General features: G+C 39.4%; 23 protein-coding genes. 5 read left to right on the forward strand and 18 right to left on the reverse strand.

Annotation, left to right across the window (positions count from 1 at the left end; translation table 11 throughout):
• Window positions 1–6 precede the first annotated feature (6 nt).
• The 14 genes from NY607_RS10515 to NY607_RS10580 all read right to left on the reverse strand — a co-directional run bounded on the left by NY607_RS10515 (window position 7) and on the right by NY607_RS10580 (window position 19,074).
• Entirely contained in the window at window positions 7–1,008 is a 1,002-nt protein-coding gene (locus NY607_RS10515) for a LacI family DNA-binding transcriptional regulator (protein WP_259419646.1), read from the reverse strand.
• A gap of 72 nt (window positions 1,009–1,080) precedes the next feature.
• Window positions 1,081–2,301: an RtcB family protein gene (locus NY607_RS10520; protein ID WP_259419647.1), complete on the reverse strand. Its 1,221-nt coding sequence runs from the start codon at window positions 2,299–2,301 to the stop codon at window positions 1,081–1,083.
• A gap of 104 nt (window positions 2,302–2,405) precedes the next feature.
• Window positions 2,406–4,256, reverse strand: a complete 1,851-nt coding sequence (locus tag NY607_RS10525; RefSeq protein WP_048392390.1) for a dynamin family protein — start codon at window positions 4,254–4,256, stop codon at window positions 2,406–2,408.
• A 256-nt stretch (window positions 4,257–4,512) separates the two neighbouring features.
• Window positions 4,513–5,397 carry a ribokinase gene (gene rbsK, locus NY607_RS10530; RefSeq protein WP_259419648.1) on the reverse strand — a complete coding sequence of 295 codons (885 nt, stop codon included), beginning with the start codon at window positions 5,395–5,397 and terminating at the stop codon, window positions 4,513–4,515.
• Window positions 5,398–5,804: 407 nt separating this feature from the next.
• A complete protein-coding gene (leuD, locus tag NY607_RS10535; protein WP_259419649.1) occupies window positions 5,805–6,395 on the reverse strand; it encodes a 3-isopropylmalate dehydratase small subunit in 591 nt (196 codons plus the stop codon).
• A 33-nt stretch (window positions 6,396–6,428) separates the two neighbouring features.
• A complete protein-coding gene (gene leuC / locus NY607_RS10540) occupies window positions 6,429–7,838 on the reverse strand; it encodes a 3-isopropylmalate dehydratase large subunit (RefSeq protein WP_048392387.1) in 1,410 nt (469 codons plus the stop codon).
• A gap of 17 nt (window positions 7,839–7,855) precedes the next feature.
• Window positions 7,856–8,956 carry a 3-isopropylmalate dehydrogenase gene (leuB, locus tag NY607_RS10545; RefSeq protein WP_004231422.1) on the reverse strand — a complete coding sequence of 367 codons (1,101 nt, stop codon included), beginning with the start codon at window positions 8,954–8,956 and terminating at the stop codon, window positions 7,856–7,858.
• A 184-nt stretch (window positions 8,957–9,140) separates the two neighbouring features.
• Complete coding sequence (locus NY607_RS10550) at window positions 9,141–10,676, reverse strand: 2-isopropylmalate synthase (protein WP_048392386.1); 1,536 nt, start codon at window positions 10,674–10,676, stop codon at window positions 9,141–9,143.
• Complete coding sequence (ilvC, locus tag NY607_RS10555; RefSeq protein ID WP_016991908.1) at window positions 10,663–11,697, reverse strand: ketol-acid reductoisomerase; 1,035 nt, start codon at window positions 11,695–11,697, stop codon at window positions 10,663–10,665. The genes NY607_RS10550 and ilvC overlap by 14 nt, the downstream gene beginning before the upstream one ends.
• An 86-nt stretch (window positions 11,698–11,783) precedes the next feature.
• Window positions 11,784–12,299, reverse strand: a complete 516-nt coding sequence (gene ilvN, locus NY607_RS10560) for an acetolactate synthase small subunit (RefSeq protein WP_016991907.1) — start codon at window positions 12,297–12,299, stop codon at window positions 11,784–11,786.
• Entirely contained in the window at window positions 12,296–14,062 is a 1,767-nt protein-coding gene (gene ilvB / locus NY607_RS10565) for a biosynthetic-type acetolactate synthase large subunit (RefSeq protein ID WP_054550476.1), read from the reverse strand. The genes ilvN and ilvB overlap by 4 nt, the downstream gene beginning before the upstream one ends.
• A 485-nt stretch (window positions 14,063–14,547) precedes the next feature.
• Window positions 14,548–16,218: a dihydroxy-acid dehydratase gene (ilvD, locus tag NY607_RS10570; RefSeq protein ID WP_004231412.1), complete on the reverse strand. Its 1,671-nt coding sequence runs from the start codon at window positions 16,216–16,218 to the stop codon at window positions 14,548–14,550.
• Between the two features lie 370 nt (window positions 16,219–16,588).
• Window positions 16,589–17,911 carry a D-arabinono-1,4-lactone oxidase gene (locus NY607_RS10575; RefSeq protein ID WP_054550477.1) on the reverse strand — a complete coding sequence of 441 codons (1,323 nt, stop codon included), beginning with the start codon at window positions 17,909–17,911 and terminating at the stop codon, window positions 16,589–16,591.
• On the reverse strand, window positions 17,899–19,074 hold the full coding sequence (locus tag NY607_RS10580; RefSeq protein ID WP_259419650.1) for an amino acid deaminase/aldolase: 1,176 nt from the start codon (window positions 19,072–19,074) through the stop codon (window positions 17,899–17,901). The genes NY607_RS10575 and NY607_RS10580 overlap by 13 nt, the downstream gene beginning before the upstream one ends.
• An 803-nt stretch (window positions 19,075–19,877) precedes the next feature.
• Here NY607_RS10580 and NY607_RS10585 point away from each other — a divergent pair.
• The gene (locus tag NY607_RS10585; protein ID WP_004231402.1) at window positions 19,878–20,135 is read left to right on the forward strand and encodes a GlsB/YeaQ/YmgE family stress response membrane protein; all 258 of its coding nucleotides are present in this window, start codon (window positions 19,878–19,880) and stop codon (window positions 20,133–20,135) included.
• 35 nt (window positions 20,136–20,170) lie between these two features.
• Here the strand turns inward: NY607_RS10585 and NY607_RS10590 are convergent, their stop codons facing one another.
• The gene (locus tag NY607_RS10590; protein ID WP_016995260.1) at window positions 20,171–20,869 is read right to left on the reverse strand and encodes a lytic transglycosylase domain-containing protein; all 699 of its coding nucleotides are present in this window, start codon (window positions 20,867–20,869) and stop codon (window positions 20,171–20,173) included.
• Between the two features lie 204 nt (window positions 20,870–21,073).
• Here NY607_RS10590 and mscL point away from each other — a divergent pair, with 204 nt between their 5' ends.
• From mscL to NY607_RS10605, 3 genes are all read left to right on the forward strand, one after another.
• Window positions 21,074–21,463, forward strand: a complete 390-nt coding sequence (gene mscL, locus NY607_RS10595) for a large conductance mechanosensitive channel protein MscL (RefSeq protein WP_009370295.1) — start codon at window positions 21,074–21,076, stop codon at window positions 21,461–21,463.
• 534 nt (window positions 21,464–21,997) lie between these two features.
• The gene (locus NY607_RS10600; RefSeq protein ID WP_026023403.1) at window positions 21,998–23,113 is read left to right on the forward strand and encodes a methionine biosynthesis PLP-dependent protein; all 1,116 of its coding nucleotides are present in this window, start codon (window positions 21,998–22,000) and stop codon (window positions 23,111–23,113) included.
• A gap of 3 nt (window positions 23,114–23,116) precedes the next feature.
• Window positions 23,117–24,277: an aminotransferase class I/II-fold pyridoxal phosphate-dependent enzyme gene (locus tag NY607_RS10605; RefSeq protein WP_259419652.1), complete on the forward strand. Its 1,161-nt coding sequence runs from the start codon at window positions 23,117–23,119 to the stop codon at window positions 24,275–24,277.
• A gap of 52 nt (window positions 24,278–24,329) precedes the next feature.
• On the opposite strand, the gene NY607_RS10610 is transcribed toward NY607_RS10605, so the two are convergent.
• Window positions 24,330–24,758: an NUDIX hydrolase gene (locus NY607_RS10610; RefSeq protein ID WP_004231389.1), complete on the reverse strand. Its 429-nt coding sequence runs from the start codon at window positions 24,756–24,758 to the stop codon at window positions 24,330–24,332.
• 69 nt (window positions 24,759–24,827) lie between these two features.
• Between NY607_RS10610 and NY607_RS10615 the strand changes: the two genes are divergently transcribed.
• A complete protein-coding gene (locus NY607_RS10615) occupies window positions 24,828–25,319 on the forward strand; it encodes a GNAT family N-acetyltransferase (protein WP_259419653.1) in 492 nt (163 codons plus the stop codon).
• A gap of 30 nt (window positions 25,320–25,349) precedes the next feature.
• Here the strand turns inward: NY607_RS10615 and NY607_RS10620 are convergent, their stop codons facing one another.
• Together NY607_RS10620 and NY607_RS10625 are read right to left on the reverse strand one after the other, a co-directional pair.
• The gene (locus tag NY607_RS10620; RefSeq protein WP_054549221.1) at window positions 25,350–25,688 is read right to left on the reverse strand and encodes a cupin domain-containing protein; all 339 of its coding nucleotides are present in this window, start codon (window positions 25,686–25,688) and stop codon (window positions 25,350–25,352) included.
• 20 nt (window positions 25,689–25,708) lie between these two features.
• Complete coding sequence (locus tag NY607_RS10625; protein ID WP_054549220.1) at window positions 25,709–26,245, reverse strand: hypothetical protein; 537 nt, start codon at window positions 26,243–26,245, stop codon at window positions 25,709–25,711.
• Window positions 26,246–26,252: the final 7 nt, after the last annotated feature.

Raw genomic sequence — 26,252 nt, forward strand, 5'->3', positions numbered from 1 at the left:
GGTCTATCAGTTTATTTTACACGTTGTATTTCTTGGGAAAATCTTAACAGACTCTGTTTGTCTAATGCAAGTACTTTTTTTCTCCATTACCTCAAATAATTTTTCGATAGCAATAAAACCTAAGTTCTCTTCTGATGTTAAACCTACTGTTGTTAAGGCAATAGAGTGATGTTTACTAAGCTCTACATTATCAATACCAATGATATTAAAATCTCTCGGAACCTGAAAACCTCTCTCTAAACAAAGATTCAATATTTCAATGGCAATGGCATCCGTAGCAGCACAAATAGCTGTTGGTCTTTTTTCGAGTTGTAAAAGCTCTGCAAACGCATGTTCAATATCCATTTTATTGGTGTTCGTTAAAAAAGTAGGCACTAATTTTGCATCTAGCCCATAATCCTGTAAAGCTTGTTCAAATCCCAGATAGCGTCCATAGAAGGTACTCATTTGATGTGGACCCCCTATCCAACATAAAGAGTCATGCCCTAATGATAGGACATGCTTGGTCGCAAGGTAACCTGCTTGAACATTATCAATTTCTACAAAATGTCTATTCTCTTTATGCTTACGGTTAAACATAATAAATGGAATAGCTAGTTTTTCTAGTTTATAAAATAAATCATCTTGATACAACATAGAAGACAATATAATTGCGTCTGCTTTCGTTTCTAAAACTGCATTGTAGATTGAATTAAGATTATCCTCTGTGCCAAAATAGACATTAACTTTATAGCCACGTGCATTAACATAATTCACGATGGCTGTAGTTGTATCAACAAAAAAAGGGTTGTGTAAGGGCCCCGAAATCAATGTAATAATACCTGTTTTTTTCTGAACAAGCGATCTTGCTATATCATTTGGCACATAGTTTAGTTCCTCTATCGCCTGCATTACTTTTTCAATTGTTTTTGGCTTTACAAGCTCTGGTGTATTCAATACTCTAGATACAGTTGTTTGTGAGACACCAGCATGCTTCGCCACATCTTTTGAAGATACCAAAAAAACCACCCATTTCATCATTGTGAAGCTATATTATATCATCTATAGAATAATGATTATAGTGATGATTCCTTCTCGACCTTAACGCTTTCGCTCATATGGCTTTGTAGCTTCACTCGCTTTAAAGTTATAAACAGGTTTAATAACTTTGACAATATCTACAGTTTCCCCAATCGCAGAAGTAATTTCTGTCATCGGCTTATAGGCCATTGGTGCCTCATCCAATGTTTCTTCATTGACTGATGTTGTCCAAATCCCCTGCATCGTATCTTTAAAATCGGCCATATTCAAAGCTTTTTTCGCTGCGCGTCGTGAAAACATGCGTCCTGCTCCATGGGGGGCTGAATAATTCCATTCCGCATTGCCTTTCCCTATACAAATCAGAGATCCATCCCGCATATTCATTGGAATAACTAGCTTTTCATCTTTATTTGCACGAACAGCCCCTTTGCGAAGCGTCATCGTTTCTGTATCGATATAGTTATGAATCGTATCAAACGTATCTGTAAAATGCCAATCCATCTGTTTAGCAATGGTTTCTGCAATGGTCCAACGATTCATCCGTGCAAATTGCTGTGCAATCTTCATATCATGGATATAATCATGGAAAGCTTCACCCTCTAAATATGACAAGTCTTTCGGAACGAACGGTGTTTGTTCTTTATAGGCTTGTATCATGGATTGAATCTCTTGTTGTCGTCCTTGCTGTTTCATTGCCTCTATTTTTTCTGTCAAATCTTCTCGACGTAAATTTTCATAAGCTCTTTTTTGATGCCAATTAGCAACCTTTGCCCCTACATAGCGTGACCCCGTATGGATGAGCAAATAGTGCTGATCATCTTCATCTTTGGCAAGCTCAATAAAATGGTTGCCTCCCCCAAGTGTACCTAATGACAAGTTCGTATAGTCGTCTTTCAAGCCGCTTGCTCGAAATTGTTTACCTTCAAACTCTACAAAATGTCGGCTTGGCGATACTTCTTTATGAATATCCTGCCCACTTGGTACATATGTGCGAATGATGGCATCGAGTTGAGCAAAATCAACTGTTGTTACGTCAAGTTGTGCTACAAATACACCACACCCCACATCAATGCCGACAAGATTGGGTACAACACGGTCTTGCAATTGGATGGTCGTGCCAATGACACATCCTTTACCCGCATGATAATCTGGCATAATACGTACTTTAGTGCCTGCCATAAAAGCCTGGTCTGTTAATTCTTGAATCTGATCAACAGCTGTTTGTAATGCTGTTTGCGCAAAGATTTTTGCATTCGTGAAGCGTCCATTTATTTCAATCAAGTGTATCCCTCCTTACTACTTATACGTAAAACTGGAATGATTTGTTTCATATCATAAAGAAAACGTTCTAAAAGCATGCTACTTTTAGAACGTTTGGTGAAAACCTAATCTTCATATTGTACAACTAATTTTTTAGGTATTTCGGGTATATCATTTGATTTTACATCTTCTTCCCTTAAGTCAAGCATTTGCAGGGGATATTTTTCTTGCACCTCAAAAGGTATTGCAATACTTTCCATTTTATTATTCATTTGACTTCTTGCGAGTAAGCCATTGTTTGATAAATCAATGGCTAAAATAGCCTGCACAGTTTCCTCAAGCATGGCAATATCCTTCGATTTCAACGGCATTTGCTCATTCATTAAAAATGGTTGAAGATGCTCTTTTATATAACCCTGTGCTTCGATTAAGCAAGAAAATTCATTTAATTTTTCAGCATAGCGCTTTAACTGACGCTTATCTTTTGCACGCTGTTGATTTAGTTTCTGTACTTTTTGTTCAATACGGCTCATGCGTACTTTCACTAAATCAATCAAAAAAGGCTGTGTATCTCGAATCGCCTGTAGCATTGAAACCTCTGCTTGTTGTACCTTGGCATATTGGGCGACACAAACCTCTTGCTGCTCATTGAGTTTTTGAACACGCTCTTTGAAAAATTCATTTTGCGTATGTTGGCCAAAGAAAGCTTTCATAAGACCTTTACCATGAATTTTTTTATGTTGTGCATCTAAACGCTCATATTCGCGTAAATACTCACTGTGCATGTTGCGGTATTCACGCAACATTTGTTGATAGTGCACAGCAATTTCAGTAAATTCTTCCACCTTGGAATCGTGTAAATAATCATGTTGCGCTATCGTTTGTAATAGCTGATACAGTGTTTGAACCTGTTTAAACGTGTTCGCTACCTGTTCATATTCTTGCTCATATTCTTTGACAATTGCTAAGTCACGTTGATAGCGAGAATATTCATATTGGGTATCGCCTGCGTATTTTTCAATATTCTCTACAGCAGATTGAAATGGATCTCGTTGTGGAATTACAGTTAATTCGAAGCGGAATCGTTCAAGCCATTGTAAGAAGCGAATTAGGATGGCATATGTTTTTTTATCACTATTTTCAGCCACACGATGAATGTGAGCAATTAATTGATCATACTGACTTTTTTGCCAAAGCTCATGACTGTCTGTTTGTTTGGCTACTAGTGCATTAATTGCTGAAATCCCTATAAAATCACTCATCAAATGACCAATACGTTGTTGTTCAGAGTCCATAAATGCCGTAGCATGTTCCTCATCATCGATGCCGTTGATGACACATAAAGGTTCAACACCTTTATTCTTTAACGTTTCAATCAAGAGAAGTTCAGCATCCATTGCCATTGAACCAGCGCGTAACACCCAGAAAATTTCATCAACACGGTTCATAAGCGCCTCTGAAAAATAAGCCATTTCTCCTCCGCCTGCTTCTAATGACACAGAATCAATTATTGTCACGGATTTTAATAAATCATTTTTCAAATAGACTTCTAGGTAATCTAAGTGTTCACGTAAAATCTGGGAAGCAAACGTATCGCCAGTTGTTAGTAGCTCTAATTTACTGAGATCAAATACAGCGACAACACCATCTAAAAAATAAGCTTTAATCTCTTCTTGTTCGCCGTAGCGTATAAACGTATTTACACTTGTTGGATGCTGATCATCTACCGATAATATTTCGCGTCCTAGAAGTCCATTCACAAGTGTTGTTTTGCCCACCCGCTCTTTTCCAACTATTAAAATCATCGTCTGGTTATTGGCATCTTGAATGATTCGATTTAAATGTTTTGCTGTATCTTTCACATATGTATTTTGGACGATGATGCCATACAAGTGTCGTAGTTGGTCAACAAATTGCGGCAAAATATTATTCGCTGAGGTTGTATTTTCGATTGGCGTATTGTCAATGTTCGTCATCCTCAAAACCTCTTTTCGTATGTATCTATAAGACCATTATAAATGAAACTATGGCTTTTCTAATACATGGATTGATGAAAAGAGGACAATATACTTATACGTTTATACGACAAATAGGAATTCATCCTTACACCTATTTCCTGTCTGCTTCATATATGATTGCTACACAGACTAAAGGGAATAGTCCCAGCTATGAGTTTAGAAGTATTAGGCTTGGAGATTTCTCTCCAAGGTTGCTGAATAGCTGACCTTTGTCCTATTCCTCCAAACCAGCCATACGTGCATAAACAGCTCCAAGTAATGGCATTCCACCTTGGGCACCTAGTTTCTCTACAGATAAGGAAGCAGCGATATTAGCAAAATATACAGCCTCATCCAACGATTGCCCTTCTACTAAAGCATAGGCTAAAGCACCATTAAAGGTGTCACCTGCGCCCGTTGTATCCTCGACTGTTGTCATATAACCTGGAACATGAATTGGATAGGAGCCATCGAAATAACGTGCACCGTCACTTCCTAGCGTCACGATTAATTTATTAGGATATTTTTCTAAAACTTGTTCCACTGGCTCGTTAAAAATTTCAGCACATTCTGTCTCGTTAGGTGTTAAATAGGTAATATCGTCCATCCACTGCACATCAAAATTGGCTGCTGGAGCAGGGTTTAACAGTATCGGAACACCCGCTTCTTTACATAAATGAATGGCATGGGCTGTCGTCTCTTTAGGGATTTCAAGCTGTATAATTACCAAGTGACTTTTTTGTATCAACTCTTTTGAAGCTTCAAGATGGGATATGCTTAGGTCATAATTAGCTCCAGGTACGACAACAATTCGATTATCGTTATTGTAAATAAGTATATTAGCAATTCCTGTAGGAGCAGTGGTGCTTTTTACAATGGCGTTTGTCTGAATCTGCTCTTGCTGTAAAGCAGCATGTAATGTCTCACCAAAATGATCATTCCCTAAACAGCCAACCATCGCCACCTCACTGCCAAGACGAGCTACGGCAACTGCTTGATTAGCCCCTTTTCCTCCTGGAACTGTTTGAAACGAGTTACCTAGAATGGTTTCCCCCTGCTTTGGAAAAGCATTCATTTGTACAACTAAATCCATATTTAAACTTCCTATAACTGTAATCATGGAATTCCACCTTTCATCTTTTGATCAAACAAAAAACAACTGAAATGAGCAGTATCATTTCAGTAGCTTAACAATAGAAAAATTCGTATAAACTAAAAACCTATCGACTGTTTTAGGGATGCCCTAAATTCTTTCACTTACTGTAAATCGATACGAGCTTCTTTTACTCGTTAAATGAAAACGATCTAGTCACTCAGGCTCTCTTCCTGTTATGGAAACAATGCTTGAGATGACGCTTTCAAAAGCTGGCTGAATTTGTCCTTTAATATACAAATATTTTTATAATGATAACATAGTGCCACCTTCGCATTTGATGTTTCCTTTATTATAAATAATTTCATATAGGAAATGCACTACAAACACAAAAAAACTGAAGACAACATAAAACTTGTCTTCAGTCATATCAATTAATAGGCTAGTCGCTTCGCCTCATATGCGGCAATGTGGTCCTCATATTTAAAGGTTAAGGCGATTTCATCCCAGCCATTCAGTAACGTTTCTTTATAGTATGGGTCAATTGTAAAATGATAGACTGTACCATCTTCCCCTGTTACGGTTTGCTCTGCAAGATTTACTTCCATACTATAGGGCTTTGCTAAGCCTTTTTCTAAAATAGCATCACATTCCGATTCTGTTAGCTTAATCGGTAAGATACCGTTTTTGAAGCAGTTATTATGGAAAATATCTGCAAAAGAAGGTGCAATCACAACGTTAAAACCGTAATCTAAAATTGCCCATGGTGCATGTTCACGAGAGGAGCCACAGCCGAAATTATCTTGCGCCACTAGAATTTTAGATTCTTTAAATTCAGGTTTATTTAATACAAAGTCAGCTATTTCATTCCCTTGTGCATCGAAACGCCAATGGTAAAATAAAAACTGTCCAAAACCTGTGCGCTCAATACGTTTTAGAAATTCTTTTGAAATAATTTGATCGGTATCAACATTTTTTCGATCAAGTGGTGTGATGACACTATTTACGATATTAATTGGTTCCATTTTTCAATCATCCCTTCCCGAGTAAAGCAAGACTTACACTGTTTCCTTCACAAATTCACGTACATCGACGAAGTGACCTGCAATCGCAGCGGCTGCTGCCATTGGTGGTGACACTAAATGTGTACGAGCTCCAGCGCCCTGACGTCCTTCAAAGTTGCGGTTTGAGGTAGAGGCACAGCGTTCTCCAGCTGGTACGACGTCATCATTCATCGCAAGACACATCGAGCAACCAGACTCTCGCCATTCAAAGCCTGCATCCATAAATATTTTATCTAAACCTTCTGCCTCTGCTTGTTTTTTCGTTGTATGTGAGCCTGGGACAACGATGGCTGTGACCTTGTCATGCACCTTACGCCCTTTGATGACATCAGCAGCTGCACGCAAATCACTAATGCGTGAGTTTGTACAGGAGCCAATGAAGACATGCTGGATGTCAATGGATGTTAATGGCTGGCCTTCCTCTAAGCCCATATAGGCAAGTGCTTTTTGAAGTGCAGCCTTGTCTGATTCATCCTCATAATCTGCTTGTGTTGGAACATGCCCAGAAACACCAGTACCCATCGATGGGTTTGTTCCCCACGTAATGATTGGTTCAATTTCTTCAGCTTTTATAATACGAACCGTATCGTACGTTGCATCTTCGTCTGAAGCAAGACTTAACCAGTAAGCGGCTGCTTCTTCCAATTTTTCTCCCTGCGGTGCATATTTGCGTCCACGAATATAATCGACTGTTGTTTGGTCAGGTGAGATAAGCCCTGCTTTTGCGCCTGCCTCAATTGACATATTACAAATCGTCATGCGTTCTTCCATAGATAGTTTGTGGATAGCCTCTCCAGTGAATTCCACAATATGTCCTGTACCAACACCTATTCCGAACTTGGCAATGATGGCTAGAATAATATCCTTTGCCGCTACCCCAACTGGTAGCTCCCCTTCAACACGAATCTCCATCGTTTTCGGCTTATTTTGCCATAATGTTTGCGTCGATAATACATGCTCCACCTCTGATGTTCCAATACCAAATGCAATGGCCCCAAAGGCACCGTGAGTCGATGTATGAGAATCACCACAAACAATGGTTTTACCAGGCTGTGTTAATCCAAGCTCTGGCCCAATCACATGGACAATCCCTTGGTCAGGGTGACCCATGCCTGCTAACTCAACGCCAAATTCCTCAGCATTTTTAGCTAATGTTTCGATTTGATTGCGCGCAATGGGATCATGGATAGTTGGTAAATTTTTTGTTGGTACGTTATGATCCATTGTCGCAAAGCTTAAATCAGGACGACGCACTTTACGTCCGTTCATGCGTAACCCTTCAAAAGCTTGCGGAGATGTTACTTCATGAATTAAATGAAGATCAATATATAACAGGTCCGGTTTGCCCTCTTCCTGATAAACAACATGTTTATCCCAAATCTTTTCAATTATATTTTTACCCATTGTCTTCACCTATTTCTTTAAATATATGTTGTCATAATACTTTGTGATACAAAGCTAGTATCAATTTCGTTAATTACCTTATCTGTCCATTCATTAGTTGATAAAATACGACTGCCGTCACGAGCAAGATCTGCTGTAAAGTAGCCATCATCAAATACTGCACTTACCGCGCGTTCAATTTCTGCTGCTTCTTCTTTTAAGCCAAATGAATATTGCAGCATCATCGCTACGGATAAAATGGTTGCAGCAGGATTTGCTACACCTTGCCCTGCAATTTCTGGTGCGGAGCCATGTACTGGTTCATATAAGCCAAAATTATCACCACGAATGGATGCTGATGGTAAAACACCTAGAGAACCAGTAATAACAGATGCTTCATCACTTAAAATATCACCAAACATATTTTCAGTAACGACTACATCATAGTGTCCAGGATTTGTAATAAGTTTCATTGCGACAGAGTCTACTAGGTTATGTTCTACGATTACATCTGGATACTCTTTTTTCTTTGCTTCTACAACTTCACGCCATAAGCGACTTGTTTCAAGCACATTCGCCTTGTCAACAGAGCATAATTTGCCACCACGTAAACGTGCTAGTTCAAAGGCATTTTCAACGATACGCTCTACCTCTGCTTTAGAGTAAACCGTTGTATCAATTGCGCCATTTTCAGTACGCATACGTGGTTCCCCGAAGTATACGCCGCCTGTTAGTTCACGTACAATCATTAAATCAACGTTTTCAGCCACTTCACGCTTTAATGGTGAAGCATCTAGTAAACTCGGGAACGCCTTTACTGGACGTAGATTGGCAAATAAATCGAAGTGTTTCCGAATTCGTAGTAACCCTTTCTCTGGGCGCAATTCAGGAGGGTTTTGATCCCACTTTGGACCACCTACAGCTCCTAATAAAATCGCATCACTATTTTCACACATCTCGATTGTTTCATCAGGTAATGGATTATTATGCTGGTCAATCGCAGCACCACCAATTGTTGCATATCCTAAATGAAATGTATGATTAAATCGTTTACCAATCACCTGTAATACACGTACAGCAGAAGCAACAACCTCTGGCCCAATTCCATCACCGGGAAGTACTGTAATTTTTCTCTCCATCGTCAAAACACCTTTCTTTGTATAGCGTATTCGCTAATTTAGTAAAGACGCTCACCTACCTTTTATCGAGGTGAGCGTAGTCATTACGTCTAAGCGTAATTTTTGGTTAATTGATACAATACGCCATGACATCATTGCATCCGACTTGTGAATGGTACTTCATACAATTCACTACCTCAGAAACCTATACAGGATGTGCGCGAAGGCTTGCTTGAATTAAATGACGGTTAATAGCATTTAAATAAGCTTTTGCCGATGCTTCTAAAACATCTTGAGAGGAATTACGGCCTGTAGTCGAAACCTCATCATAGCGAATATTAATAACCGCTTCACCCAGTGCATCTCGTCCTTTGCCAACCGAAGTCACACGGTAATCAATGACATGTACAGCTCCAGGTACAAGTTGCTCCAGTGTATTAAAAATTGCTTCTACAGAACCAGAGCCAGTAGCTACAACGGTTTTTTCTAGTCCCTCAGGTGTAAGCACAATGGCTGTAGCTGTAGGAATATTTTCAGTACCATATTGCACCTGCACCATTTTCAACTCAAAGAGTGGTACATCTTCTACTTGAACTTGTTGCTCAGTAAGTAAAGTAAGTAAATCTTCCTCTGTAATTTCTTTTTTACGATCAGCCAATTTTTTAAATTCCACAAATGCTTTGTTCAACTTTTCATCAGAAAGATGGAAGCCCATTGTTTCCGCACGATCACGGAAGGCTGCACGACCAGAATGTTTCCCGAGAACTAATGGAATCTCACCTTCGCCGATTAAAGCAGGTGAAATAATTTCATAGGTTTCTGGATTTTTTAAGACACCGTCTTGATGGATGCCCGATTCGTGTGCAAAAGCATTTCTTCCTACAATCGCTTTATTTGGCTGAATCACAACATTTGTCAATTTACTGACTAATTGAGACGTACGTTTAATTTCTTGCAACTGAATGCCCGTTTGCACCTGATAAATATCCTTGCGAATATGAAGTGCTACAGCAATTTCCTCGAGTGCCACATTACCTGCGCGTTCGCCGATACCATTGATTGTTCCTTCGACTTGTGCAGCACCATTTTCTATTGCGGCAATCGTGTTAGCTGTTGCCATCCCTAAATCATCATGACAATGGGCAGAGAATTTCACTTTATCAGCACCTTTGACATTTTCCAGTAGGAACTTAAATAATGCACCATATTCTTGCGGGGATGCATACCCTACAGTGTCTGGAACATTAATCGTTGTTGCACCAGCAGCAACCACTTCGTTCATAATTCGCACTAAAAATTCACGATCAGAGCGGAATGCATCCTCGGCAGACCATTGTACAAGTGGGAAGTACTTTTTAGCGTATTTAACAGCCTCTACCGCTTGCTCCACCACTTGCTCAGGGGATTTTTTTAATTTGTATTCCATATGAATAGGTGATGTGGCTAGAAAAATGTGAATATGTGGCTGTTGTGCTACTTTTATCGCTTCCCATGTAGCATCAATATCCTTTTGGATACAGCGAGCTAGCCCCGTCACAATGGAATTTTTTACTGTACCTGCAATGCGATGGACTGCATCAAAGTCACCGGGTGACGAAGCAGGAAATCCTGCTTCTATAATTGTCACACCAAGGCGCTCTAATTGTTTGGCAATTTCAATCTTCTCGGCTGTGTTTAAGTTGATCCCAGCAGATTGTTCACCATCGCGAAGCGTAGTATCGAAAATATCAATTTTTCGCACTTGTCGCCACTTCTCTCACAACTTTTTCTTTACCTTCGTTGATGAATGGCATCATAGCACGTAGTTTTGCGCCTACTTCTTCGATTTGATGGTTCGCACCAGCTTCTTTGAATTTTGTATATTCTGGACGACCATTTTCATTTTCTTGAATCCAACGACGAGCAAATGTACCATCTTGGATATCTGTTAATACGTCTTTCATACGAGCTTTTACAGACTCATCGATAATGCGTGGTCCTGCAACATAATCTCCCCACTCTGCTGTATCTGAAACTGAGTAGCGCATTGTTGCCATACCGCCCTCAAACATTAGGTCAACAATTAATTTAAGCTCATGTAGTGTTTCAAAGTAGGCTAATTCTGGTTGATAACCAGCTTCTACTAATGTTTCGAATCCTGCTCTTACTAGCTGTGTTGCACCACCACAAAGTACCGCTTGTTCACCGAATAAATCTGTCTCTGTTTCTTCTTTGAATGTTGTTTCAAGAAGCCCACCACGTGCAGCACCGATTCCTTTACCATACGCAAGTGCTAAATCTTTTGCTTGGCCTGTAGCATCTTGGTGAATAGCGAATAGTCCTGGTACCCCAGCACCTTCTTGGAATTGACGACGAACTAGATGTCCTGGTCCTTTTGGTGCTACTAAAAATACGTCAACGTCTGCTGGTGGTGTAATTTGACCGAAATGGATATTGAAGCCGTGTGCAAACATCAATGCTTTACCAGCTTGTAAATGTGGCGCAATTTCCGCTTCATAAACTGCTTTTTGGCGCTCATCTGGTAGTAGAATTTGGATAACATCTGCTTCTTGTGCTGCTTCAGCCACTGTTTTCACGTCAATACCATCTGCTTTTGCCGCATCGAAGGATCCACCTGGACGAACCCCTACTACCACGTCAAAACCTGATTCTTTAAGGTTTAAAGCATGTGCATGACCTTGTGAACCGTAACCGATAATTGCGATTTTCTTTCCTTTTAATACGTCCTCGTTGATATTTTGCTCATAGTACATTGTAGCCATTGTTAATTTCCTCCTAGAATATGTTTTGTTTTTTATAGCTTTAGATACTTGCTCTGTCTATAAAGCTATTCATTTTTATATGCAAACTATTTTAAAATAGAGAGCTGCGGGTTTGAGACTTTTTGTGTTTCACGAACGGAGGCAGTTGCCCCTGTACGTGTAAGTTCTTTAATGCCATATGGTCGAATGAGTTCGATAAAGGCATCAATCTTCTCTGGATGCCCTACTACTTGATACGTCACAACATTTTTGGCTGTATCAATAATTTGGGCGCGGAACGGTTCAACAATTGAATTCATTTCCAAACGTAAATTTGGTGGGGAAATCACCTTTACTAGTGCTAGCTCTCGCAGAACAATCGATTTATCGGTAATGTCATTGACCTTTAACACATCAATTTGCTTGGATAGCTGTTTCACTAGTTGCTCAATTTTGCGTTCGTCCTCTATGTTGACAACGAAGGTCATCTTTGAAAAATTCGGTTGCTCCGTATGACCTACTGTAATCGATTCAATATTGAACTGACGCTTCATCAATAAACCTGTCAAACGGTTTAATACACCACTTTGGTTAATCACAGTTACGGTAATTACTCGCTTCAATTTTTTTTCACCCCAATCATTTCATGTAAGCCTGTGCCAGGTGCTACCATTGGGTAAACACATTCAAGCTGTTTCACTCGACAGTCAATTAATACTGGCTCATCAGACAACAGTGCCTCACGGAAAATAGACTCTGCTTCATCGATTGTGTTAATACGATAACCTTTAATGTTATAAGCATCAGCTAACTTAACAAAATCTGGTTGGATCGGCATAAGTGATGATGAATAGCGCTCTTCATAGAATGTTTGTTGCCATTGACGTACCATGCCAAGACAGCTATTATTCAAAATCACTATTTTTACTGGTAAGTTAAATTCCTGTAGGATGGATAGCTCCTGTGCCGTCATTTGGAATCCTGCATCTCCTACAATCGAAATAACTTTTTTGTCTGGCTTCGCAAATTGGGCGCCAATTGCGGCCGGGAAGCCGAAGCCCATCGTACCAAGTCCACCAGACGTTACCCATGAATGATCATTATTTAAATGATAATATTGCGCTGCCCACATTTGATGCTGCCCAACATCTGTCGTCACAATGGCATTACCTTCAGTTACCTTGTGCACTAATTGCAATGCCTCTTGTGGTAGGATTTCTTGCGTATTTGTATCCTTGCAATACCATAATGGATATTCCATCGCATGATTCCTTAAATAAGCTAACCAATCGGCTGTATCAGGACCTTGGAAATCCTTTTTCAATAGTGCTTTTAAAGCCTCCTTGGCATCAGCAACAATTGGAATATCTGTCGGTACATTTTTGCCAATTTCAGCAGGATCAATATCGATATGGATAATCGTTGCATTTGGTGCAAATGTAGCTAGATTACCTGTTAGACGATCATCAAATCGTGCCCCAATATTGAGTAATAAATCCGATTTTGTGATCGCTGTATTTGCTGTAGCTGTACCATGCATCCCTGCCATCCCAAGGAATAAGTCATGTTCACCATGGATGGAGCCCAATCCTAGCAATGTGTTCGTTACTGGAATACGATATTTTTCTGCGAAAGTCGTTAATTCCTCACGTGCATCCGCAAAAAGAACACCTGCACCCGCTAAGATGATTGGGTTTTTTGCCAATGAAATGGCTTGAATCGCCTTTTGGACTTGTAGATAATTTGGTTTATATGTTGGCTGATAGCCTGGTAAATAAATTTCATCAGGTGCTTGCGGTGGATTCTCTACATCAAACAACATTTGGGAAACGTTTTTTGGGAAATCCACGACAACTGGTCCCTTACGACCTGTGCTAGCGATATGGAAAGCTTCCTTCACAATGCGGGGAATATCATTGACATCCTGCACCTGATAGTTGTGCTTTGTAATCGGTGTTGTAATCCCCATAATATCGGCTTCTTGGAAAGCATCTGTTCCGATCACAGATGTCGCAACCTGTCCTGTAAAAACAACCAATGGAATAGAGTCGATCATGGCATCCGCAATACCTGTTACAAGGTTTGTTGCACCAGGTCCACTTGTGGCAATAACAACGCCCGTTTTACCTGAAACACGAGCATAGCCTTCCGCCGCATGAATAGCACCCTGTTCATGTCTTGTTAAAATATGGCGAATTGGGTTTTTATACATCGCATCATAAATTTGTAATACGGCTCCTCCTGGATAGCCAAAGACAATTTCAACCCCTTGATCGTGCAATGCCTGCACTAATACATCTGCACCGTCCTTCGCTTGATAGGTTTGTTCAGCTGTTGCTGTTGTAGCTAATTGTTCTTGTTCATTGATTGAAACATTCGCACTCATCAAATTATGCCTCCTTCATTTCTTTCAAACTCACACATCAGTGTTGTAGATTAGTGAAGTGTCAATAGCTGGATTGACTATTCCTCTCATCCTTTTCGTTGAGAGGCTGTTCAATTGCATCGTGAAAATAATAAAAAGCCTTTTTCTCCACACGCAAAGAACTACCTTACGTAGGGATGAAAAAGACTTTCCATGGTACCACCCTTTTTTATAGCAAATAATTGCTACCTCGCGAATAAATGACTGCATTTATGCACCAATGCGAAAGACATCGCATCCAATATAGTGCCATAAAACATTTATTCATTAATAACGAGCACTTTCGACTATGCCCGGAGCTATCTAATGGTGTTAACACGTTTAATAGCCCACTCCGAGGGGATGTCGGATCTAGTTGTATCGCCGGCTTCCAGCACGACCGGCTCTCTGGTAGATACAAGGCTCTAGAACCTTTAACCTCATCAACGTTTTTATTTATCTAGTTGTTAAATTTTCATTACGCCTCCAGTGGAAGCGCTCGTCACTAATTTTGAATATCTTGCTAACCAACCACGTTTGATTTTTGGCTCAAAGACTGGTAATTTTGCACGACGTTCAGCTAAAACTTCATCTGAAACTTGTAAATTAATCGTACGATTTGGTAGATCAATTTCGATAATATCTCCGTTTTCTACTAAAGCGATTGGACCGCCTTCAGCAGCTTCTGGTGAAATATGGCCAATTGAAATACCACGAGATGCACCTGAGAAACGACCATCTGTAATTAATGCAACCTTTGTACCAAGGCCTCGACCTTGAATGGCAGATGTTGGTGCAAGCATTTCTGGCATCCCTGGGCCACCCTTAGGTCCTTCATAGCGAATGACGACTACATGGCCCTCTTTCACCGTTCCATTATCAATGTTTTCTTGTGCTGCTTCTTGTGAATCAAAGACAATTGCCTCGCCCTTGAATACTTTGATAGAAGGATCAACGGCCCCTACTTTAATAACAGAGCCATCTGGTGCGATGTTACCGAATAAAACTGATAATCCACCTACAGCACTATATGGATTGTCTTTTGTTCGAATGACTTGATCATTCGTGATGTGATAATCTTTGACAAGCTCACCCATTGTAACGCCTGCTACGGTTGGACGGTCTGGATGAATAGCACCTGGAATAGATGTTAATTCATTAATAATGGCACTTACTCCACCCGCTTTATTAATATCATCCATTGAAATATCTGAAGCAGGCATGATTTTTGCTAAATAAGGCACTCTTTCCGCTACTTTATTAATATCTTCAATGTTGTAATCTATTTCGGCTTCATTGGCAATTGCTAATGTATGAAGAACTGTATTTGTGGAGCCCCCCATTGCCATATCAAGAGCAAAAGCATCATCAATTGCCTCTTTTGTAATAATATCGCGAGGTTTAACGTCTTCCTTGACCATGCGAATTAATTGCTTAGCTGCTTCTTTAATCAACTTGTGACGCTCTTCAGAAGTGGCAACGATTGTACCATTTCCAGGTAAAGCAACACCAAGCATTTCCATTAAGCAGTTCATTGAATTTGCTGTAAACATGCCTGAGCATGAGCCACACGTCGGACAAGCATTATTCTCAATATCCAACAGCTCTTCCGCAGACATTTTTCCTGATTTGTGTGCTCCTACACCTTCAAACACAGATGTTAAGGAAAGCTGTTTCCCTGCTGCAGAAGTTCCTGCCTCCATTGGACCACCTGAAACAAAGATAGATGGTACATTCGTACGAACTGCTGCCATAAGCATTCCTGGTGTAATTTTGTCACAGTTTGGAATATAAAATACGCCATCAAACCAATGTGCATTAATAACTGTTTCAGCAGAGTCTGCTATAATTTCACGACTTGGTAAGGAATAACGCATACCAATATGCCCCATTGCAATACCATCATCGACACCAATTGTATTAAATTCGAATGGAATACCACCCGCTTCAATAATAGCTTCTTTCACTACATCAGCGAACGTACGTAAATGAACGTGACCTGGTATTATGTCGATATAAGAGTTACAAACCCCAATAAATGGTTTGCCTAGATCTTTTGCTTTTACTTTGCCTGTTGCATATAAAAGACTTCGATGTGGCGCTCGATCTACGCCTACTTTAATCATGTCACTTCTCATTTTAAACGCCCCTCATTGCTATCCATACTATGTTCGTTGCTATAGACAAAATGTTCTGTCTTTTTAATTTTTGTTTATAGAGTAATAGCCTCTTAGACGACTACTGCTGTAACGAACGTGTTAAATTGTTGTTATCATAGTACGAAAAAAAGGTCTCGTCAACACTATTTTTTGAATTGTTTAAACAATTCAAAAAATCTGTCAAAATTGAAATCGTTTACATGCTGATTAAGCATCAGTTTTATCTCGCTTTGATAAAAATTTTGACATTTCGTTCAAATTTTAATTTTTTAATAATAAACAAAAATGGATAAATAAAAAATTCCCATATATTTGAATAAGCTAAGTTATCCAATCCTAGAGATAACGCTTACAATAGAAACAACTTTTTTAAGTATCCTGTAAAAAATATTTGTTCAGGATCGTATTGGTGTCGAATGCTTAAAAACTTTTCAATCTCTGGATACAACGCATAGACCGTTTGCGCTGTTAAATGATGTTGTTTTCCCCAGTGAGGACGACCTTCATATTTTTGCATCAATGTATGCACCCATTTAAAGTAAGGCTCTTCTGCCATTCCCTTATACATATGAAAGGCTATAAAAGCCGACTCACGCCCTTGTGTTGGACTTAAAAAACCTGCTTCGCCTGCAGTTGTTCGACACTCTAAAGGAAAATGAACATTAAAAGTCCCTTTTTTAAAGGTTGCATGGATTTCCTCCAAACAAGCTTCAAACTGTGATAAAGGGATGGCATATTCACTCTCTTGAAACTTCACGCTACGAGGTGAGGGATAAATTTCATAGCTTATCCCTACTTTTTCACTTTCTACCACATTGGCAGCCGCTATCTTGCTCATGGCACTACTTAAACCAGGTTTCCACTTACAAAGCTCTGACATCGCAAAGAAAGCCCCGTTTTCTACTATTTGTAGCTTTAACGTTTCTATTTTTTTATTCCATTCACTTTGATAAACAGGCGCGACCGCATTCATCCGTTTTACTTGAATTGTTTCACTACCAGGGAAATAAAACCACTCCACATGACGATGTTGACGAATATCCTCCGCAAATAACGAGAGACCATTTGTCAATGTTTCTCTTGCCCCCACATAATGCAAACCATATAGTGGTATGACCTTAATCGTTACTTTGACCAGAACACCTAGCATCCCAAGAGATACATGCAGCGCTTCAGATAAATCATCCATACCTCTCCTATGTTCCTGATAAGTACCAGTACCGTCTACAAATCCCCATGCCTGGACAGCTGACGATAGAGAACCAAGTGTAACCCCTGTGCCATGTGTGCCAGTTGACACTGCCCCTGCAATGGTTTGCTCCTGTATATCGCCCATATTGATTAACGCAAAACCGTGTTTCGCTAGCATTGGTCCAATTTCATATAGGTAGGTCCCCGCCCATAATGTTGCCTCCTGCCTTTCCTCATTCACAGCGATTAATCCACGCAGATTATGTAAGGAAATTGCTATATGCTCAGGCATAGCCACAGCGCTAAAAGAATGAGCAGCGCCTGTGACACGGATTGTCTTTCCTGATTGACACGCATGCTTCACAATTGCTGAAACTTCATCAATAGAGTGTGGTAAATACATTTCACTCGGATAGGAAATAACATTCCCAGCCCAGTTTGTCCACTTTTCACCATTTCGCCATTTTTCTATAGAAAACATTGTCCATCCCCCCTATATGTTGTGTAATGTCCTGCATACTTGTCCCCGCGAATAGCATGCAGGACCTGAAAACGCTCACAAAGCTCTCCAGCCTTCGCATGTCGAAAATAAATGGTATCGCCAATATTGATACTCTTTCCTTTGACCTTAATAGGTGTTTGCACTTCCCCTGCGCCTTCTAGGCTAAGATATGCAAAAGTGGTAGGGTCATAGAATACAGGCAAACGATCCATCCCAATGGCTCCAGAAGCCGTATAGCCTCCCCCATGACAAACAACGATATTTTTTTCAGGCATTCTTGTTACACGTAAGGCAAATCCAGCAGCCTTTTCTAGCTGTAAATGTGTAAATTGATCGAACAATGCTGGTGCATAAAAAGCCGAGCCAACTGTAATTTCCGTTACTTCCTTCTGTTGATTGGTGTACGTCATACTTCCTGATCCTCCACCATTAACAAAGCGTAGATTTGGAAAATAAGCCTTGATATGGGCGATCGCTAATCGACGAAACTGCGTTACTTGCTTTTTGGCTTGTACTTGCATGGCTTCTATGACTCTACCTTTTAAAACATTTGCAGGACGATTGCCAACCCCTGCTATTTGAGCCTCATAGCCCATCGCTCCTACCACTTCAATTACAGGGGTGTTTTGAATGGTTTGTAAAAAAGGTGTCAACGTTTCAAGAGAAGACAATGACGAACGTTTTGTTCCAAAATACAATACTTTAAAATCATTAGAAACATTAAGATCAATGCAAACCTGTACACGTACGCCAATCTCTTGTCCTAATTTCGCCAATAGTTGGATATGTTCTGGTCTGTCTACCATAAAGGTGACGATTTTTCCTTCCTTTACAAAATGCAACAATCGACGAATCGTTGCTTCCTCCATTACTGGATAGCCAAGCAATAAGTCATCAAACTGCTGCTCTAATAAAAAAAGGGTCTCTGCTGCAGTAAATGTCATAAACCCCACAACATTCACAAGTTTTTTTTGTATATAACGAAGGACCTCAATAGAACGAATCGATTTTGTTGCAATACGAATTTGTTTTCCCCCACAAGCATCTTGAACCATTTGTATATTTTTATCTAGTGCATCTAAATCTAACCATGCAAATGGTCTTTCCAAATCACAAAATGCTTGATCCAATCTTGACGTCATTTCATCACTCCCTTGTATAAACTATGTATTTGACATTTAGCAGAATAATTCCTTTTTTCAGTTAATTAAGCATAATAAAACAACCGTGAGCCTGTTTTACAATAAGACTACACGGTTGTTTTAATATGGGATAAACATTTCATTCACCTTTCTATTAAATTGGTTACGATGCGAATAAGAAATCAGCTGCAAGATTTAGCATTACTAATAAATGCAAACCAGCAATTAAAAAGCCTTGACGATTTAAACGTTTCATAACAGCCATATTCATATGACCACGCTCCTTTTCTACATTATAATCCCTTTATACAGAATTTTCAAACTATTAAAAAGTGGAAATTTACCCATTTTTCTTTTTCTACACAAAAAATTCTCCCAAAGAAATAAGGAATCGCACATAGAATTGACATTCTGTTTCAATAAAAAATAATGTATTTTTTCACGAATGAAAAGGTTATTGTAGTAAATAATTTAGTTAAATGGCTGTTTTTTATTGTTACTGGCGATTGGGCGTTGCATGCATTTCTGGTACGAATTGAATACATGAACATACTATAGAAGTAAGCGATAATCGGTGTATGTACAATATAGAAGTAATTGTAGTTAATGTGGACATTTTCACGGTAGTTTATGCAGTTGGATTAGCTATAAAGTGAGCACAGCAAAGGAGCTGCATTCACTTGTCTACAGCCTTATTTACAACATGTAATAATTACTAAACAAAATCACAGTGTTTAATCTACTCCATTCAGGGTATAACTAAGTAATCGCCATTATATCTTAAATTTAAGGAGATGAAAGTAATGATTAGTTTCATTTGGTATTTAATTATTGGAGGAATTCTTGGATGGCTAGCTGGCGTCATTTTAGGTAAAGATGTACCAGGCGGCATCATCGGGAATATTATTGCAGGGATTGTCGGTTCTTGGATTGGTAGTATGGTTTTAGGGAACTGGGGCTGGAGAGTAAGTGATTTCTACGTGTTCCCAGCACTAATCGGTGCCATCGTGTTGATCTTTATCGTCAGCCTTATTTTAAAAGGTATGCGTAAAGCAACTTAAATATGTAATGAAGAGCCATCCAATGTGATGGCTCTTTATTTTTTTTCATGTAAGAGAACAGCTGCTTGGAGTTCATCGTGAAAATCATCATACAACTGGTAGTAATATAACACATCCTCAACATATTTCTCGCTATGGTTGTATTGATAAACAGCTTTCTTAATATTCCCTGTCGCAGCACCGTATTTGGATAAGTAATTCGCAGCACTAAATACTGCATCCTCAATATCATAGGGATCAGCTATTCCATCCCCATTTGCGTCAACGCCATATCCTCCATATTTAGCAATCGTCTCAGGACTCATCAATTCAGTTTTTGTGATGCTTCCTTTTCCCAAACCTGAGCATGTGGGATGCTGCCAGCCAACGAATGTACAGGGCATGAATTGCATATGCCCCTCTGCCCCAGCAGATGATACCATTGATTTTACCGTAGAAAACCGTGTTTCAATACGATGATGCGCAGCAAGTAATGTCCAGGGTACACCATATTTTTCTTCTGCAGCTACATAAACGGGAATGTATTGCTCAGGAATTTTCATATCGAAATGCTGTTGAATCTCCTCAATTGCCTTTTGCTGGACAAGCTTTTCGAATATCGGTAATGTTTGAAGCTCCTTCCAAGCAAAAAATGTGAGAACATACACGGTAATTGCAATTGGAATCAATAATGCTATCATACCCAATTTTGTCGCGGGTGATAACAGAGGTTTGTTATTCTTTTTCTTTGCCATACGTCACACCTAATCTAGTATTCTTTTTCTATATTACCAAATTTTCCGTAATGTGCAGTATATCTTTTCATTTTGAAAGAATGAAGTCTTCCACATCTATGAAAGTACATCATTTCCACCATGAAAGCAGTTGAAAGGTTTGCTAAAAATATAGTAAAATACAGATTGATTCGTTTATTGGATAATAATAGGGAGGAATTTATTTTGTGGAAAGACTTTAAAGAATTTGCGATGAAAGGCAATATTGTCGATCTAGCAGTAGCAGTAGTCATTGGTGGTGCTTTCGGTAAAATTGTTACCTCCTTAGTTGAAAATATCATCATGCCATTAGTCGGTGTTTTAACAGGTGGTATTGATTTAACAAAGAGTTTTGTTTTTGGCTCAGGTGAAGCCCAAATCAATTTTGGTGTATTTCTACAATCCATCATTGATTTTTTAATCATAGCATTTGCCATTTTTATGGCCTTACGAATTATGACAAAGCTCACACGTAAAAAAGAAGAAGCAGTCGTGGAAGAACCAGCACCTGAACTCGATGCCAAAGAAGAGCTTCTCAAAGAAATTCGCGACTTGCTAAAAAAAGAACAAGCCTAACATGTTGTTAAAGCATCTGTCTCTCAAAGGAGGCAGATGTTTTTATTTTGTTTCCTTTATTTTTTGTGTTCTAACCGCTACTTCAGAACCTATCCCCCACTTTGACTGCTCTATCCACCACTTTTCACGTTGTATCCGCTACTTTTCATGTTCTAACCGCTACTTCAAAACCTATCCCTCACTTTGTCCGCTCTATCCCTCATTTTTCACGTTGTATCCGCTACTTTTCACGTTCTAACCGCTACTTCAAACCTATCCCCCACTTTGTCTGCTCTATCCATCACTTTTCACGTTCTAACCGCTACTTTCTATCTTGTATCCGCTAACTTGAAACTATCCTCTCTTTAGCTCTATCTTTATCCTGGAATCTCCTACTATTCCTAGGTGATTAACTATAAATAATCTAGCTAATTTTCAGAAATCACCTTGTTCTTCTTTAGTATCCATGTTAAATTGGTAACAATTATTGAGAATACTATTAAATTGAAAGCAAAAGTTGTTGCTTTTAATAATATTGAAGAAAAGAGTGACGTCATGACATTAAACAGAAGTATTGAAACAAAGCTTGTACAACTTGGTAATTTAAGTGACCCAGCAACAGGAGCTGTGAGCCCACCCATTCATTTATCGACTGCTTATAAACATACTGGGATTGGTGAATCTACTGGTTTTGACTATACACGTACAAAAAATCCAACACGTGCTCTTTTAGAAGCAGGAATTGCTGATTTAGAGGGTGGCGATATGGGCTTTGCCTGTAGTTCCGGGATGGCTGCCATTCAATTGGTGTTATCCCTATTTAAACCAGGCGATGAATTAGTCGTGCCAGATGATTTATATGGTGGTACATATAGACTTTTTAATTTCTTCCAAGATACTTATAATATTAAGCCTGTTTATTCAAAATTTGAATCGGTTGAACAGGTGGAAGCATTAATGAATGAAAATACACGTGCAATATTTATTGAAACACCAACAAATCCACTTATGCAGGAGTTTGATTTACAAGTGTATGCGGAGTTAGCACATAAGCATGGGGCATGGCTAATTGTGGATAATACATTTTATACGCCATACTTCCAACGCCCTATTGAATTAGGCGCAGATATTGTGCTTCATTCTGCAACGAAGTATATTGGTGGTCATAATGATGTTTTAGCTGGGCTAGTGGTTGCTAAAGGCACAGAATTAGCCGAACGCATTGGCTTTATTCATAATGGTAGTGGCATGGTGCTAGGAGCTATGGATTCATGGTTACTTATTCGTGGTCTAAAAACAATGCATCTACGCTTAAAGCAACATGATGCCAATGCGAAGGCGATTGCTGCTTACTTAGAGGAAGAAGAGTTAGTGACCGATGTCCTTTACACTGGAAAAGGTGGCATGCTGTCATTCCGCTTGCAAAAGCCTGAGTGGATTGACCCATTCCTTCGTAACTTAAAGTTAATTACTTTTGCTGAAAGTCTTGGCGGTGTCGAAAGCTTTATTACGTATCCTGCTACACAAACACATGCAGATATGCCTTATGAAGAGCGTGTGGAGCGTGGCGTTTGTGATCGTTTATTACGCTTCTCTGTTGGCATTGAGGAAGCAGAAGATTTAATTGCAGACTTACGACAAGTGTTTGATATCCTTAGAAAAGAGGCGTAATTGATGAAGCAACGTATTGAAACAAGCCTCATTCACGCAGGTGTTCGTGATGGCTATAGTAATAAAAAAGGGGCTGTTAACGTCCCGATGTATCTGTCGTCTACTTTCCATCAAGAAAGTATAGATGAATTTGGAGAATATGATTATGCTCGTTCAGGCAACCCTACAAGAGATGCGTTAGAAAAAGCTGTAGCAGAGCTTGAGGGAGGCGTTCGTGCCCATGCATTTTCATCTGGTATCGCTGCCGTATCAGCAGCATTAATGCTGTTATCGCAGGGAGATCATATCGTCATGACTGAGGATGTTTATGGTGGAACCTATCGTTTTGTAACAAAGGTGTTGCCGCGCTTTGGGATTTCCCATACATTTGTAGATTTTACGGATCTAGCAGCTGTAGAAGCAGCAATCACGCCAGCTACAAAACTACTTTATATGGAAACACCATCAAATCCAACGTTAGGCATTACAGATATTCGTGGTGTAGTGGCGCTTGCCAAGCAACACCACTGCCTTACATTCTTGGATAATACTTTTATGACACCGTTACACCAACGCCCACTAGAACTTGGTGTAGATGTCGTCATTCATAGTGCAACGAAGTTTTTATCTGGACATTCTGATATTATTGCTGGCTTAACGGTTACTGCCGATGAAAAGCTAGGTCAGGATCTCTACTTTATCCAAAATTCATTCGGTAATATTTTAGGTGTACAGGATTCATTCACACTACTACAAAACATCAAAACAACAGATGTACGTTTTAGTCGTTCTGCTGAATCTGCACAAAAAATTGCTGTGTATTTGGCTAGCAATCCACTAGTTGAACAGGTCTACTATCCAGGGCTTGCTTCACACCCAGGCTACGCTATTCATCAACGTCAAAGCACAAGTCCTGGGGCCGTTTTATCCTTCCGACTACCAAGCTATACAGCTGCAAAGGCATTGGTTGAGGCGATGACAATTCCAGTATTTGCGGTCTCTCTTGGAGGAGTAGAATCTATCCTTTCTTACCCCGCAAAAATGAGTCATGCGGCTATGGAGCCTGAAGAGCGTGCTAAACGAGGCATCACAGATGGTCTTCTACGTTTTTCTGTAGGACTTGAGCATGTTGATGATTTAATTGCTGATTTTGCACAAGCCCTAGAGATTGCTGCCAAGGCTTAATTGAATCAACATAAAAACCGCGTCCAATTGACGCGGTTTTATTATAATAGGTTCAATTTCTCACCTTTGCTAACAATCGGTATAAATAATCGCCATGCCCCTTTGCTAGCAGGGCATCTTGCTCAGCTGAAATCCAATAGAATGAAAAGATTAAATCCCCTTCGTTTAAGCCTGTTGGATGATGTTGCCATGCATCCCGTGTTTCATCGGATGTTAAATGATAAAAATACCGTTTCTGTAAAACACCTGATGGATGATTAAAATAATCCTGTGCTATTAGCGCTTGAACGACAAGTGTGGTTAGACCTGTTTCTTCTAGCATTTCCCGTTTCACAGCATCTAAAGGTGTTTCCCCTTCCTCAACCGTACCTTTGGGCACCTGGATACCTGCCCCAACTGAATTCTGTTCAAATACGAGTACCTGTAATTGATCCTCATGCGTTCTCGTGATATAGCCAAAAGCTTTTTCAATTACTTGCATGAAAGTGACCCCCTTTGAATGATTGAATGTTACAATAAAGAGAAAAATTGGAATAGAAGGTGAAAAGTGTTGACACTTATTATACGACAGATGCAAGAAAATGACATTACTTTTGTACAAGAAATTGCTAGAATAAGCTGGCATCATACATACGAAGGAATCATTCCACGTGACATTCAAGATCGTTTTTTACAACTAGCTTATAGTCGAGAACAATTAATCGAACGTCTTATCAATAGTCCGTTTCTCGTTGCAATTTTTGATGAATGGCTAGTAGGCTTTGCTAATTTTTCAAATGTAACACAAGGTGAGGCGGAGCTACATGCGATTTATTTACATCCTGATATGCATGGTAAGGGCGTGGGTACTGCACTTTTACAGGAAGGACTACGCATGCTCCCAAATCTATCGTCTTTATTTGTTTGTGTAGAGAAAGAAAATAAACTTGGTATGCATTTTTATCAAGCAAAGGGATTTGTAGCAATAGAAGAATTTGATGAACAATTTGATGGCCATCTACTTAAAACAGTTAAATTGGTTAAACAATATGAAAAAGTGTAACGGTTCTTGCAACTACCGTTACACTTTTATTTATGTAAGATTTATCTGCTCCGCTTGGATAACAAGTGCTGTTAAGCCCGTTATACTACCAGATTCATGTGCCTGTCCTTGATGCCATAGTACTCCCTGTCCTGTTTTTATCGTGATTTTTTCACCATCTTCACCACTAATCCATCCCTCTCCATTAATAACGATAAATAGCTGTGGAATGGGGGCTTCATGCAAACCAACCACACCGCCAGACTCAATATAGATGAAACCGATCGTCGTAGGTACTTCCGTTTTCGTGATTTTTCTATAAAATGTATCGATGGATTGGTATTGATGAATTGGATTTGCTAAATCTTGTGTAAATTGTATGAGTTGCATTTCGCGAAAATCCCTTCCTATTAGGCTAGTTCTTCTTCAGCAAATGCTAAAAGTGTTCCATCTTCTTTTTTAAAATAAAAAGCAAATGCATCATAGCCATTTCTTTTAATCGTTTCCCAGTTAGTGGTTTCTCCATTTATAAGTTGAACATTTTCTTGTTCATCTACCTCATAGTCGTCTATTTCTTCGTCATAGTCGATGTTATAGAAAAATGATAATACGACTTTTGTTTCGGGTAAATTATATTTTTCTAGTGGACGGTTGTCACGGTGATTCTCTGTATACGCCTCACAAAATAGCGCATTATAACCATGTAGAGTCGCATCAAAGAGCAAAATTTCCTCGGCGGATAAAGGATCTTTAGCAACGATTCTAGCGGTTGAGCCTGTAATATAAGGCATTTCCTCCCCTTCAATCATTAGCAAATCACCGTAATACCAAATTTCAAATTGTTCATTGCCTGCACTAGAATGAAGCTGAAACTGGGATTCAACGTCATCTATAATTTGGACGTTTCCTGCAAATTGCTGTAGATAAATGGGAATAGGATTAATCATAGCTTTC

The sequence above is a fragment of the Lysinibacillus sp. A4 genome (assembly GCF_024919535.1).
GTDB classification, from domain to species: Bacteria; Bacillota; Bacilli; order Bacillales_A; family Planococcaceae; genus Lysinibacillus; species Lysinibacillus capsici.